The 12,941-nt window shown below is 75.0% G+C and carries 11 protein-coding genes; 9 read left to right on the forward strand and 2 right to left on the reverse strand.

Annotation, left to right across the window (positions count from 1 at the left end; genetic code table 11):
- Positions 1 to 160 precede the first annotated feature (160 nt).
- Positions 161 to 502, forward strand: coding sequence for a hypothetical protein (locus FHU37_RS01405; RefSeq protein ID WP_179812399.1), 342 nt, complete (start codon positions 161 to 163; stop codon positions 500 to 502).
- Positions 503 to 624: 122 nt separating this feature from the next.
- Entirely contained in the window at positions 625 to 1,149 is a 525-nt protein-coding gene (locus tag FHU37_RS01410) for a SixA phosphatase family protein (protein ID WP_179812400.1), read from the forward strand.
- Positions 1,150 to 1,245: 96 nt separating this feature from the next.
- On the opposite strand, the gene serB is transcribed toward FHU37_RS01410, so the two are convergent.
- Positions 1,246 to 2,475 (reverse strand): phosphoserine phosphatase SerB, encoded by a 1,230-nt coding sequence (gene serB / locus FHU37_RS01415; RefSeq protein ID WP_179812401.1) that lies wholly within the window; start codon positions 2,473 to 2,475, stop codon positions 1,246 to 1,248.
- A gap of 192 nt (positions 2,476 to 2,667) precedes the next feature.
- On the opposite strand from serB, the gene FHU37_RS01420 reads away from it, so the two are divergent.
- Both FHU37_RS01420 and ccsB read left to right on the forward strand, forming a co-directional pair.
- Positions 2,668 to 5,259 carry an ABC transporter ATP-binding protein/permease gene (locus tag FHU37_RS01420; RefSeq protein ID WP_312892370.1) on the forward strand — a complete coding sequence of 864 codons (2,592 nt, stop codon included), beginning with the start codon at positions 2,668 to 2,670 and terminating at the stop codon, positions 5,257 to 5,259.
- Between the two features lie 248 nt (positions 5,260 to 5,507).
- Positions 5,508 to 6,557 carry a c-type cytochrome biogenesis protein CcsB gene (gene ccsB, locus FHU37_RS01425; protein ID WP_179815949.1) on the forward strand — a complete coding sequence of 350 codons (1,050 nt, stop codon included), beginning with the start codon at positions 5,508 to 5,510 and terminating at the stop codon, positions 6,555 to 6,557.
- A gap of 96 nt (positions 6,558 to 6,653) precedes the next feature.
- Here ccsB and FHU37_RS01430 read toward each other — a convergent pair whose 3' ends face one another.
- Positions 6,654 to 7,523, reverse strand: a complete 870-nt coding sequence (locus FHU37_RS01430; protein ID WP_179812402.1) for an Rv1486c family protein — start codon at positions 7,521 to 7,523, stop codon at positions 6,654 to 6,656.
- Positions 7,524 to 7,755: 232 nt separating this feature from the next.
- Here FHU37_RS01430 and FHU37_RS01435 point away from each other — a divergent pair, with 232 nt between their 5' ends.
- The 5 genes from FHU37_RS01435 to FHU37_RS01455 all read left to right on the forward strand — a co-directional run bounded on the left by FHU37_RS01435 (position 7,756) and on the right by FHU37_RS01455 (position 12,904).
- On the forward strand, positions 7,756 to 8,553 hold the full coding sequence (locus FHU37_RS01435; RefSeq protein ID WP_179812403.1) for an ABC transporter ATP-binding protein: 798 nt from the start codon (positions 7,756 to 7,758) through the stop codon (positions 8,551 to 8,553).
- Positions 8,554 to 8,717: 164 nt separating this feature from the next.
- A complete protein-coding gene (locus FHU37_RS01440; protein WP_179815950.1) occupies positions 8,718 to 9,131 on the forward strand; it encodes an NfeD family protein in 414 nt (137 codons plus the stop codon).
- Positions 9,132 to 9,279: 148 nt separating this feature from the next.
- Entirely contained in the window at positions 9,280 to 10,296 is a 1,017-nt protein-coding gene (locus tag FHU37_RS01445; RefSeq protein WP_179812404.1) for an SPFH domain-containing protein, read from the forward strand.
- Positions 10,297 to 10,558: 262 nt separating this feature from the next.
- The gene (locus FHU37_RS01450) at positions 10,559 to 11,356 is read left to right on the forward strand and encodes a sulfite exporter TauE/SafE family protein (protein ID WP_179812405.1); all 798 of its coding nucleotides are present in this window, start codon (positions 10,559 to 10,561) and stop codon (positions 11,354 to 11,356) included.
- A 192-nt stretch (positions 11,357 to 11,548) separates the two neighbouring features.
- The gene (locus FHU37_RS01455) at positions 11,549 to 12,904 is read left to right on the forward strand and encodes an outer membrane protein assembly factor BamB family protein (protein ID WP_179812406.1); all 1,356 of its coding nucleotides are present in this window, start codon (positions 11,549 to 11,551) and stop codon (positions 12,902 to 12,904) included.
- The last annotated feature ends 37 nt before the right edge of the window (positions 12,905 to 12,941 follow it).

The following is a 12,941-nucleotide window of genomic DNA, read 5'->3' on the forward strand; positions in this document are numbered from 1 at the left end:
CGAGGAATTCCCAGGGACACATCAGGGTGGATACGGGGGTTTTCCGCAGGGTGCCGGGGTCGCCGGCCCACTACGGTGGAGGGGGACGCCGCCGGGAGCGCCGGCGGGCCCGAGGCAGGGGCGTCCAGCCGAGGCGCTGGCGCAGGGGGAGGGAACGACGATGGAGCAGGCGGGTCGGCCGAGCGGTGTGGGGGCCCCGGGCGGCGAGGAGCCGCCGGTCGGCGGCGAGCGGGCCGGCGGCGGGCGACCGGTGCTGCGCCGCACGGTGGCGCCGGTGGGCGTGGCGCTGGCCGCCTTCACGGTGGTGCTGTTCGCGGCCGGGGCCGGGGGCGCCACCGTCGCCGAGGGGACGGGCGAGCCCGGGGCGCTGGGCGGCCAGTCGATCCTGCAGGTGGGCCCGGCGCCGTTGCAGCTGGCCCACCGGCTGCGGGAGGCCGCCGTGGACCTCGCGGTGGACGCCCTGCCGGAGGAACTGCGCGCCGCGCTGCGCCTGGTGGGCTGAGCCGGCGCCGGGCCGCCGTCCCGGCCGGGACGGCGACCGGACGGCGCCACCGGCCCGCGGCGTCGCGGGCGCGGCCGGGCCGTTCACCGGCACGGATCCGCGTTTTCTGGGAAGCTGCACTCATGAGTGTCGACACGCCCCGCAGGATCATCGTCCTCAGGCACGCCAAGGCGGACTGGCCCGCCGTGCCCGACCACGAGCGCCCGTTGGCGGACCGCGGACGCCGCGAGGCCACGGCGGCCGGGCGCTGGCTCGCGGAGACCGGCATCATCCCCGACCTCGCCCTGTGCTCCTCGTCCGTGCGCACCCGGGAGACCTGGAAGCTGGTGGCCCACGAGCTGCCCACCCGGCCCCGCACCCGCTACGAGGACCGCCTGTACGAGGCCTCTCTCGCCGATCTGATGGCGCTCCTCGCCGACACCCCGCCCGAGGTCGGCGGCCTCGCCCTGATCGGCCACAACCCCGGCATGCACGAGCTGGTCACCACCCTGCTCAGCGACGAGGTCGACGAGGAGCTGCGGGCGCACGCCCGGGCCGGCTTCCCGACCAGCGCCGTCGCCATCCTGGCGTTCACCGGTGAATGGGCCTCGCTCGCCCCGCACTCGGCCACCCTGGTCGGCCTGAACGCCCCGGCCGAGCCCGCCTGACGCCCGTCCGCGGCCGTGCGGGAGGGGCGTCGGTCCCTCCCGCACGCCCGCCGCGGGCACGCCGACCCGCCGGGGAGCGCCGCCCCGGCGCGGGCGTCACTCGGCGGTGTCGGCCGCCTCGACCTCCTCGCGGGTGATCCCCAGCAGGAAGAGCACGGTGTCCAGGAAGGGCACGTTCACCGCGGTGTGCGCGGCCTCGCGCACCACCGGCTTGGCGTTGAAGGCCACGCCCAGGCCCGCCGCCGCCAGCATGTCCAGGTCGTTGGCGCCGTCGCCGATGGCCACCGTCTGCGACAGCGGCACCCCGGCCTGCTCGGCGAAGCGGGCGAGCATCCGGGCCTTGCCCGGCCGGTCCACTATCTCCCCGACCACCCGGCCGGTGAACCGCCCGTCCACCTCCTCCAGGGTGTTGGCGGCGGCGAAGTCCAGTCCCAGCTCCCGCACCAGGTGGTCGGTGACCTGGGTGAAACCGCCGGAGACGATCCCGACCTGGTAGCCCAGCCGCTTGAGGGTGCGGACCAGGGTGCGCGCCCCCGGGGTGAGCCGCACCTCCTCGCGGACCTTGGCCACCACGCTGGCGTCCAGCCCCTCCAGCAGCGCCACCCGGGCGCGCAGCGACTGCGCGAAGTCCAGCTCCCCGCGCATCGCCGCCTCGGTGACCCTGGCCACCTCGGGCAGGCACCCGGCGTGCGCCGCGAACAGCTCGATGACCTCGTCCTGGATCAGCGTGGAGTCCACGTCCATCACCACCAGGCGCTTGGCCCGCCGGTGCAGCCCGGACGGCACCACCGCGACGTCCACCCCGAGCGAGGCCGCCCGCACGGCCAGCTCCCGGCGCAGCACCTCGGTGTCGATGCCGGAGACGGCCAGCTCCACGGCGGTCACCGGGTACTTGGCCAGCCGGAAGATGCGGTCGATGTTGCCGCCGCCGTCCGCGATCCGGGCGGCCAGCGCGGAGACCGCCTCGGCCCGCAGCGGGTGTCCGAGCACGGTCACGTGGGAGCGGCCGGAGCCGCGCGGGGAGTTGTCCCCGCTGCCGGAGAGGATCTCCGTGGTCAGGTCCAGCGGGTCCGCCCACCGGTGCACGGTGGCCCGGAGCTCGCCCTCGGCCGCCGCGTCGCCGTCGCGCGGCGCGGTCACCAGGGCGCACAGCACGATGCGCCCGCGGGTGACCACCTGCTCGATGTCGACGACCTCCACCCCGTACGGGGCGAGCGTGGCGAACAGGCCCGCGGTGATGCCGGGCCTGTCCTTGCCGAAGACCTTGATCAGAAGGGTGCGGGGGGCCGGCGCGGGGGCGGCGGGTGCGGTGGGGAGTGCAGACACGGTTCCCCACGCTACCGTCCCGACGGCCGCGTTCCGAACTTACGTCCCGGTCGCGTATCAGACCCGTATCAGACCCGCTGATCCGCCGACGACCCGACTTCACCTCCGGCCGGGCCTGCTGGAATAGTCTGCGCAATCGAGTTTCGACCACCCTTGACGCCCCGACACGGGGGGCTCGCAGGGACGACCGAGGTGGGGCAGGGCGAAGTGCCGCAACTGGTGCTGGACATCAACGGGCAGACATGGACACTTGACCCGAACAGAACATATTGGCTGGGGCGGAACCCCCAGGCCGACGTGGTGCTCACCGACGACCGGATCTCCTGGAACCACGCCTCACTGACCCACGACGGCGGCGTCTGGTGGCTCCAGGACCAGAACAGCACCAACGGCATCTGGCAGGGCGGCACCCGCCAGGCCCACGTGCGGGCCCTGCCCGGCGTCGAGGTCCGCCTCGGCAACGCCCAGGACGGGCCGCGGCTGCGCTTCACCGACGGCGCCCCCCAGCCGGCCACCCCGGCCGGCGGCGGCGCCGGCGCGGGCGCCGACCTGCACGGGGCGCAGACCTCCTACTACCAGCCCGGCCGCACCCCCCTGCACGGCACGCCCGCCATGGCGCAGCAGGCCGGCTACCAGGTGCCCGGCCAGCAGCAGCCGCAGGGCACCGCGTACCCCCAGGGCGCACCGTACCCCCAGGGCGGCCCGCAGCAGGGCGGGTACCCGCAGCCGGGCCAGTACCCGCAGGGGCCGGGCGGCGGCATCCCCGCCCAGGGCGGCCCCGCCGGCGGCCGGCAGACGATCATCCGCGACCTGGCCGGTGGCCGGCCCACCCGGATCGGCCGCGCCCTGGACAACGACCTGGTCGTCGCCGACCTGTCGGTCTCCCGCTACCACGCCGAGCTGCGCGCCCTCGCGGACGGCTACGAGATCGTCGACCTCGGCAGCCACAACGGCACCTACGTCAACGGCCAGCCGGTCCAGCGGGCGAAGCTCGGGCCCAACGACACCCTGGCCGTCGGCCACTCCTCCTTCCGGCTGGTCGGCAACCGCCTGGAGGAGTTCGTCGACACCGGCGAGGTCAGCTTCAGCGCGCGCGGCCTGACCGTCACCGTCAAGCACCGCGGCCAGCCGAAGAACCTCCTGGAGGGCGTCACCTTCGGCGTTCCGCAGCGCTCCCTGGTCGCGGTGATCGGCCCCTCGGGCTCCGGCAAGTCCACCCTGCTGCGGGCCCTCACCGGCAACCGCCCCGCCGACCAGGGCGACGTCCTCTACGACGGCCGCAACCTCTACCGCGACTACGCCGAGCTGCGGTCCCGCATCGGCCTGGTCCCGCAGGACGACATCCTGCACTCCCAGCTGACCGTCCGCACCGCCCTGCGCTACGCGGCCAAGCTGCGCTTCCCCGGCGACACCGACGCCGCCGAGCGCAACCGCCGGGTGGAGGAGGTCCTCAACGAGCTGGGCCTGGCCCACCGCGCCGACAACAAGATCACCGCCCTCTCCGGCGGCCAGCGCAAGCGCGTCTCGGTGGCCCTGGAGCTGCTCACCAAGCCCTCGCTGATCTTCCTCGACGAGCCCACGTCCGGCCTCGACCCGGGCCTGGACAAGCAGGTCATGGAGATGCTGCGGTCGCTGGCCGACGACGGCCGCACCATCGCCGTGGTGACCCACTCGGTGGCCAACCTCGACATCTGCGACCACCTGCTGGTGATGGCGCCCGGCGGCAAGGTGGCCTACTTCGGCCCGCCGCAGGACGCCCTGCCGTTCTTCGGGCACGACGACTGGGCCGACGTCTTCCAGGACTTCGACAGGTACCCGGACTACGACTGGGCCGGCCGCTACCGCGGCTCCGAGCACTACCAGGTCTACTCGGCCGACCTGGAGTCGGTCGCCCCGCAGAACCACGGCATCGGCATGGGCCAGCAGGTCGTGCCGCCCAAGCCGCAGAGCTGGGGCTCCCAGCTGGGCACCCTGGTGCGCCGCTACTTCGCGGTGATCGCCGCCGACCGCGGGTTCCTCGCCCTCACCGTCGCCCTGCCGCTGGTGATGGGCGTGCTCAGCCTGGCCATCCCCGCCGACTACGGCCTGGCCCCGGCGCCCGAGGGCCGGAACAACATCGACGCCATCTACGTGCTGCTGGTGCTCGCCATCGGCACCTGCTTCACCGGCGCGGCCAACTCGGTACGCGAACTGGTCAAGGAACGCGTCATCTACCAGCGGGAACGCGCCACCGGCCTGTCCCGGTCGGCCTACATGATGTCCAAGGTGCTGGTGCTCGGCCTGATCACCGCGGTGCAGGCGGTGCTGCTCGGCGTGGTCGGCCTGATCGGCCGCGACATGCCGGAGGAGGGGCTGGTGCTGCCGTCCCAGCCCTACCTGGAGATCCTGCTGGTCGTGGTGCTGCTGTCGTTCACCTCGATGATGCTCGGCCTGGTCATCTCGGCGCTGGTGGAGACCAGCGAGCGCACCATGCCGCTGCTGGTGCTGGTGGCGATCGTCCAGGTGATCTTCGCCGGCGTGATCATCGAGCTGCACGACCGCCCGGGCATCGAGCAGCTCGCCTGGCTCGCCCCGGCCCGCTGGGCGGTCGCCGCGCAGTCGGCCACCATCGACATGTCGGCCCTGCGCCCGCCGAGCGAGAACGGCCCCGACCCGCTGTGGGAGCACAGCGCCGGGATCTGGTTCCTGGACGTGACCGTGCTCCTGGTCATCGCCGCCGTCTGCGGCTTCGTGGTGGTGCGGATGCTCCGCCGCCACGAGCCGGAGGTCATGCGCTCGCGCTGACCCCGCGCCGCCGCCCGCCGCACCCCGCCCGCCCTCCCCGCCGTGGTGACCACACGGAACGGAGGGCGGGCGGGTTTATCCCGCCTTGACATCAGGGGGGCGGGCGAAGTACGGCGGGACGGCCGCGTTACGCTGGCCGACGCCGTCGGGTGGCGGGCCGCCAGCCCGACCCACGGCACCGGCGGTGGCATGGGAAGGAAACGAGAGCGGTGGCCAACGAGACCCTGGCACAGCTGAGCAATCTGTTCATGTACTCGGCGATCGCCGTGTACATGCTGGCGTTCTTCGCCTACTGCGCGGAGTGGGCCTTCGGCAGCCGGGGCAGGGTGGCCGTGCACTCGGCGCGCACCACCGCCCCGGCGCCGGAACGCGAACTCGTCGGCGCGGGGGTGGGCGCCCGCCCCGGCGCCCCGGCACGGCCCGGCCCCGCCGAGCGCCTCACCGGCCGCGGCAGGGACGGCGCCCGCCCGACCGGCCCCCGGGACGGCGACCTCGTCGCCGACCAGGGCGACGTGGCCGGCGGCGACCCCCAGGCCGACCGGTACGGGCGGATCGCCGTCTCGCTCACCCTGCTCGGCTTCGTCCTGCACGCCGCCGCGGTGCTCAGCCGCGGCCTGTCCGTGCGGCGCGCCCCCTGGGGCAACATGTACGAGTTCTCCACGGCCGTGGCGCTGATGCTGGTCGTCGCCTACCTGGTGATGCTCTTCCGGTTCCGCCAGCGCTGGCTCGGCCTCTTCGTGATGGTGCCGCTGATCGCCACCCTCGGCGTCGCGGTCACCGTGCTCTACACCGAGTCCGACCAGCTGGTGCCCGCCCTGGACTCCTACTGGATCTGGATCCACGTGGCCTCGGCGACCGCCTCGTTCGCCGCCTTCCACATCGGCGCCATCGCCTCGGTCCTCTACCTCTTCAAGGACGCCCGGGAACGGCGCGCCGCCGCCGGCGCCCCCCTGGGCCGCGGCGGACGCCTGCTCGACCGGCTGCCCTCCGCCGCCACCCTGGACCGCACGGCCTACCGGGTCAACGCGGTGATCTTCCCGCTGTGGACCTTCGCCATCGTCGTGGGCGCCGTCTGGGCGGAGAGCGCCTGGGGCCGCTACTGGGGCTGGGACCCCAAGGAGACCTGGTCCTTCATCACCTGGGTCGCCTACGCCGCCTACCTGCACGCCCGCGCCACCGCCGGCTGGAAGGGCCGCCGGGCCGCCGTGATCTCGCTGGTGGGCTTCGCCTGCTTCGTCTTCAACTACTACCTGGTCAACATCTTCTTCGAGGGGCTGCACTCCTACGGCGGAGTGTGACGCCCCCGCCCGGCGGCCGAACGGCGACGGGGCCTGGTGGGAAGCGCCGAGCGCTCCCCACCAGGCCCCGTCGCCGTCAGCGCGGCCGGTGCCCGCTCAGCCCCGCCGGGCCCGCTCCTCCACCGGGGCGTTGTAGGCCGCCACCTGACCCTCCCGCGCGATCGACCGCAGCGGCAGCAGGATCCGCTCGCGCTCCGCCGCCTCCGCCGCGTTCACCGCCGCCGACTCCACCCGCAGCGCCAGCTCCGCCGTCGCCTCCAGGCGCAGCGACAGCTCCAGCAGCCGCACCGCCTCCGGCGGGTAGCCGGGAGCGCCGGACACCCCGCGGAAGGCGTCCCGCAGCTCCGCGACCGCCTCCGCGGCCCCGCCGACCGAGGCCACGTCAAGCGCCCCGAGCCGCTCGGTGGCCTCGTGCAGCGCCCCGTTGATCCGGCGCTGCGCCTCCCGCAGCGAGGGCACCGAGGCGGGGAAGCCCGGCCGCACCGGCAGCAGGCGCCACAGCACCCGCACCGCGCGGTCCGGACCGGCCGGCACCGCGGCCGTGCCGCTCGCCGCGAAGGCCCCCTCGGCGCCCGCCGCGCCGGGACCGTGCACGGTCACCTCCGGCACCAGCCCCACCGCCGGACCCCCCACCGCCAGGACGGCCTGACCGGCCTCCAGCGCCCGCCGGTTGAACTCCGGCGGCCCGGTCAGCCCCAGCGGGTGCCCCGGCGAGGGCAGCGCCAGCATCAGCCCGGTCACGCCCGCCGCCCGCAACCGCCCCAGGGCGATGGACAGCGCCATCGGCCCCTCCTCCCGCGCCGAGCCGCCCGGCCACTCCCGACCGGTCACCGACTCGTCCACCACCACCCGGTGCGGCTCGTCGCCCCCCGTGATCGCCGCGACGGCCTCGTCCGGAGAGGTGGCCCCCGCCAGCAGTGCGTTCCCCCAGGCGACCAGCCGCCCGGCCCGTGGTTCGTGACTCATGGGCTCCACTGTCGCACGCCCGGCGGACGGCCCGTGGGGAGCGACGACCGGTGGCCGCAGGGCCGGCGGCCCGCCCGGCGTGGGCCCGGTGTGGTCGAGGCCCCTCTTCGGCAGCCGCCCACCGGTGGCGTAGGTTTTCCTTCGGGGGCGGCGGCCTCGGTCCGCCGACCGATGACCTCTCATTCAGGCGGCCGCGATCCGGCCGAACGGCAGACGGGAAGGCACGCGCGCGATGAGCGACGTTCTGGAGCTGGTGGACGTATCCGTGGTCCGAGCGGGCCGCCGGCTGGTGGACCAGGTCTCCTGGGCGGTCGCCGAAGGCGAGCGGTGGGCCGTCCTCGGGCCGAACGGCGCCGGCAAGACGACGCTCATGCAGGTCGCCTCCACCTACCTGTTCCCCACCACCGGCACCGTCTCGGTGCTCGGAGAGAAGCTCGGCGCCGTCGACGTCTTCGAGCTGCGCCCCCGCATCGGCATGGCCAGCGCGGCCCTCGCCGAGCGCATGCCGCGCCGGCAGACCGCCCGGGAGACCGTGCTGACCGCCGCCTACGGCATGACGGCCCGCTGGCGGGAGAAGTACGACACCACCGACGCCGCGCGCGCCGACTACCTGCTGGACCGGCTCGGCATGGCCGGCCTGGAGGACCGCTCCTACGGCACGCTCTCCGAGGGCGAGCGCAAGCGCACCATGATCTCCCGCGCCCTGATGACCGACCCGGAGCTGCTGCTGCTGGACGAGCCGGCGGCCGGCCTCGACCTCGGCGGCCGGGAGGACCTGGTGCGCCGGCTCGGCAGGCTGGCGGCCGACCCGCTCGCGCCCGCCATGGTCATGGTCACCCACCACGTCGAGGAGATCCCGCCGGGCTTCACCCACGTCCTGATGATCCGCCAGGGCCGGGTGCTCACCGCGGGCCCGATCGAGCAGGAGCTGAACTCCCGCAACCTCTCGCACTGCTTCGGCCTGCCGCTGGTGGTCGAGCGGTCGCAGGGCCGCTGGACGGCGCGCGGCCTGCCGCTGGCCGACGACTGACCCGCCGTGGGGCCGGCGGCCGCGCGGAGCGGGCGGCCGACCGGACCCCGGGGCCACCGGGCCGGGGCAGGGGCCCGATTCGGCCGCCCGGCCCGGCGTTTTTGGCGCGCGGACGCCCTCCCGGAACGGCCCCGCCCACCTAAGATGGTTCCGTGGACGCGTGGATGTGGTGGCTGATCGGGGCCGCGGGCCTGGGCATCCCGCTCGTGCTCACCGCGGTGCCCGAGTTCGGCATGTTCGGCATCGGCGCGGTGGCGGCGGCCGTCGCGGCCGCCCTGGGCGCCGGCGTCGCCCTCCAGATAGGCGTGTTCGCCGTGGTCTCCGCCGCCCTGGTGGGCACGGTCGGCCCGATCGCCCGGCGGCACCTGCGCCGTGAGCGACCCGAGGCCCGGACCGGCATCGAGGCCCTGCGCGGCGCCAACGCCGTCGTGCTCTCCCGTGTCGACGCCCACGGCGGACGGATCAAGCTGGCCGGGGAGGAGTGGAGCGCCCGCGCGCTCGACACCGGCCAGGTCTTCGAACCGGGGGAGACCGTCGACGTCGTGGAGATCAAGGGCGCGACGGCCATCGTCATGTGAGCGCGCCACCCCCCGCGCGCCCCGTCGCGCCCCCGTGACTTCGGTGCTGTCCCGGCGAGGTTGACAGCACATCTGGAAAGCTGGACGACGCCACCACCACGCGCCGGTCGGAACCCGACCGGCGACCTGTCACACACGGGGAGCTGCCTTGCAACCAGTCATCATCGTCCTGATCGTGCTCGCCGTGCTGGTCCTCGTCGCGGTGATCAGGACCGTCCAGGTGATCCCGCAGGCCAGCGCCGCCATCGTGGAGCGGTTCGGCCGTTACACCCGCACCCTCAACGCGGGCCTGAACATCGTCGTGCCGTTCATCGACACCATCCGCAACCGGGTGGACCTCCGCGAGCAGGTCGTCCCCTTCCCCCCGCAGCCGGTGATCACCCAGGACAACCTGGTGGTCGAGATCGACACGGTCATCTACTACCAGGTCACCGACGCCCGCGCGGCCACCTACGAGGTCGCCAGCTACATCCAGGCCATCGAGCAGCTCACCGTCACCACGCTGCGCAACATCATCGGCGGCATGGACCTGGAGCGCACCCTCACCTCCCGCGAGGAGATCAACAGCGCGCTGCGCGGCGTGCTGGACGAGGCCACCGGCCGCTGGGGCATCCGCGTCAACCGCGTCGAGCTGAAGGCCATCGACCCGCCGGTCTCCATCAAGGACTCCATGGAGAAGCAGATGCGCGCCGAGCGGGACAAGCGCGCCGCGATCCTCCAGGCCGAGGGCACCAAGCAGTCCCAGATCCTGACCGCGGAGGGCAGCCGGCAGGCGGCGATCCTGACCGCCGAGGGCGAGGCCAAGGCGGCGGTGCTGCGCGCGGACGGTGAGGCGCAGGCCATCCAGCGGGTCTTCGACGCCATCCACGCCGGCGACCCGGACCAGAAGCTGCTCGCCTACCAGTACCTCCAGATGCTGCCGAAGATCGCCGAGGGCGACGCGAACAAGCTGTGGATCGTGCCCAGCGAACTGGGCAAGGCCCTGGAGGGCCTCGGCGGCGCCATCGGCGGCCTGGCCGGGATGAACGACGGAGGCGGCGCCAAGGCCGCGACCCCGCCGCCCGCCCGGCCCACCGGCGACCCGGTCCGCCAGGTGCGGCGCGACTACCCGCAGGGCCGGGACTACCCGCCGCAGGGCGGCGGGACGCCCCGCGGCGGCTACTGACCCGCCCTCGCCCGCCGGCGACCCCCTCCCGTCCGTCCCCGACCCCCCGCCGCCACCGGGCGCGACCCGCGCCCGGGGCGGCTCCGCGCCGCGCCCCACCCCGGGCCGCGGCGCGGCGCCGTTCCACCCCCGACCCGACCCGACCCGCCCCGGCCCGACCCGCCGTGACCGTGATCACCACCCCGGGCCGGCCCCGCGCCCGGCGGGGACGGTGAGAATGGGGCCGGCGTGCCGGACGAGGCGGAACGGGAGCGGTGGCGGGATGAGCTGGGCGGAGATGCTGCTGGTGCTGGTCGCCGGTGTCGGGGCGGGCACGATCAACACCATCGTGGGCTCCGGCACGCTGATCACCTTCCCGGTGCTGCTCGCCGTCGGCATACCGCCCGTCGTCGCCAACGTCTCCAACAACCTCGGCCTGGTGCCCGGCTCGCTCAGCGGCGCGATCGGCTACCGGCGCGAACTGGCCGGACAGCGCGGCCGGATCCTCCGGTTCGGCGTGGCCTCGCTGCTCGGCGGCGCGGCCGGGGCCGTCGCGCTGCTGCTGCTCCCCGAGGAGGCGTTCGACCGGATCGTCCCCGCGCTGATCCTGCTGGCGCTCGTCCTGGTGGTGCTGCAACCGCGGCTGTCCCGGCGGCTCGCCGCCCGCCGGGAGGCGGCCCGCGAGGAGGCGCTGCGGCAGGGGCGCGACCCGCGGCCGGCCTCCGACCACGGCGGCCGGCTGCTCCCGCTCGGGGTGGGCGCCTGCGGCGTCTACGGCGGCTACTTCGGCGCCGCGCAGGGGATCATCCTGCTCGCCCTGATGGGCACCGCGCTCGACGACGACCTCCAGCGGCTCAACGCCCTGAAGAACGTCCTGGCCATGATCGTGAACGCGGTGGCGGCGGTGGTGTTCCTGTTCGTCGCCGACTTCGACTGGGCCGCCGTCGCGCTGATCGCCGTCGGCGCCACCCTCGGCGGCCAGATCGGATCCCGGGTCGGCCGCCGCCTGCCGCCCACCGTGCTGCGCGGCGTGATCGTCGTGGTCGGCCTCACCGCCGTGGGCAGCATGCTCCTCGGCTGATCCGGCACGGCTCTGGCCGCGCTGTGGCCGGCCTCGGCCCACGCTCCGGGCGCCCCACCGCCACTCCCCGCGCCGCGCCAGGGCCGGCCGGCCCTGGCGTGGATGAACATCCCCTGACCGGGCGACGAACTTTCCCCGATTCCGCCCCGTCGCCCCACCCCCCGTCCCGCACCGTGGTCCACAGTTGATGACGTGAGCGGCGGATCCCAGTTCATCCGGGACGGAGGACCGGCCAACATGCGCAAGACCGAGACCGCACCGGTCCCCCGCAGACCGCACCCGGCCCGGTTGGCCCCCGTGTGGTGCGCCGAGTTCGACCGGCCCAGTTCCGCGCGGGCCGAGGGGAGTTGGCTCTCCGACGGCCTGCTGGTGCGCATCCGGTTCGACCTGGTGCGCGCCTACGACGTGCCCAGCGGACGGCTGCAGTGGGAGTACCGGGTGCCCGGGCGCGGCGAGGTGGTCTCGGTCGCCCGGAGCACCGCCGCCGCCACCGGCGCCCTGATCCACGTCCAGGACGGCGCGGCCACCGCCGTAGCCCTGGACCTGCGCACCGGCGCGCCGCGCTGGTCCCGGCCGCTGCCGGCCGACCCGCGGCTGGCCGCCCTGGTGCCGCGGCCGGCGCCCGGCCTGGTGGCCGCAGCGGGGGACCGGGTGCTGCTGCACACGGCGGACGCCGTGGTGGCCCACGACGCCCTCACCGGCGCGGAGCTGTGGTGCGCGCCCGCGCCGCCCGGCGCCCCCCGCGCCGCCGGGCGGATCTACGCCTCCGGTGAGCGGGCGGTCAGCGTCCACCTGTACGAGGGGCAGGCGGAGGCCCGGATGCTGGACGTGGCCACCGGCCGGGTCCGCTGGGCGGTGAGCATCCCCCCGTGGGGTGCGCTGAGCTCGGTGGAGTGCCTGTCGGTGGATCCGCTGGTGCTGGCCGCCACCGAGCGCGGCCGGCGGGCCAGCGGCACGTTGCTGGTACTGGACGGGCAGGGCGGGATCCGGCTGCGCATCCCCTACAGCGCGCCGTCCGGCGAACTGGACCTGGCGCCGCGCGACTTCGGCGCGATGGCCGACCCGGCCGCCGTGGTCACCGAGGACGTCCTGGTCACCCGGGTGCGCCGGCCCGGGGACGGCTTCCGCGACCAGGTGGCGGCGTTCTCCCTGGACAGCGGCGAACACCTGTGGACCCACCCCTGCCCGCGCCGGCTGCTGGCGCTGACCCGGGGGCAGGACCGGGTGTACGTCCTCGCCGAGGTGGCCGGCCAGACCCGCGGGCCGGAGCTCAGCGTGCTCGACCTGCACACCGGTCGACCGGTGGGCGTCTACCGGGTGCGTGACCCGGGCTCGCGGGCGGCCAGCCGGATCCACGTCATGGACGGCCACGTCGTCCAGGTGTTCCACGACGGGACGGCGCTGCGCCACCCGGTGGCGGCCTACACCCTGCCGGTGCGCCGTCGTCCGCCGATCGTGGCGGCCGGGGCCCGGTACGCGCTGTGGGCGGTGGCCCCGGTGGCGGCCCTGATGCTGCTCGCGGTGCTCTGGATGGTGATCCCGGGGTAGCGCTCCACGGGCCGCGGCGGAGCCGGGGAGGGGTGGA

Origin of the sequence: Allostreptomyces psammosilenae, from assembly GCF_013407765.1 — a bacterium.
In the GTDB taxonomy this organism is placed as follows: domain Bacteria; phylum Actinomycetota; class Actinomycetes; order Streptomycetales; family Streptomycetaceae; genus Allostreptomyces; species Allostreptomyces psammosilenae.

Bases quoted from the DNA above. Each gene is read 5' to 3' on its own strand.
- FHU37_RS01435 (WP_179812403.1), top strand. From the start codon at position 7,756: ATGAGCGACGTTCTGGAGCTGGTGGACGTATCCGTGGTCCGAGCGGGC.
- FHU37_RS01440 (WP_179815950.1), top strand. From the start codon at position 8,718: ATGTGGTGGCTGATCGGGGCCGCGGGCCTGGGCATCCCGCTCGTGCTC.
- FHU37_RS01410 (WP_179812400.1), top strand. From the start codon at position 625: ATGAGTGTCGACACGCCCCGCAGGATCATCGTCCTCAGGCACGCCAAG.
- FHU37_RS01430 (WP_179812402.1), bottom strand. From the start codon at position 7,523: ATGAGTCACGAACCACGGGCCGGGCGGCTGGTCGCCTGGGGGAACGCA.
- FHU37_RS01405 (WP_179812399.1), top strand. From the start codon at position 161: ATGGAGCAGGCGGGTCGGCCGAGCGGTGTGGGGGCCCCGGGCGGCGAG.
- FHU37_RS01450 (WP_179812405.1), top strand. From the start codon at position 10,559: ATGAGCTGGGCGGAGATGCTGCTGGTGCTGGTCGCCGGTGTCGGGGCG.
- ccsB (WP_179815949.1), top strand. From the start codon at position 5,508: ATGTACTCGGCGATCGCCGTGTACATGCTGGCGTTCTTCGCCTACTGC.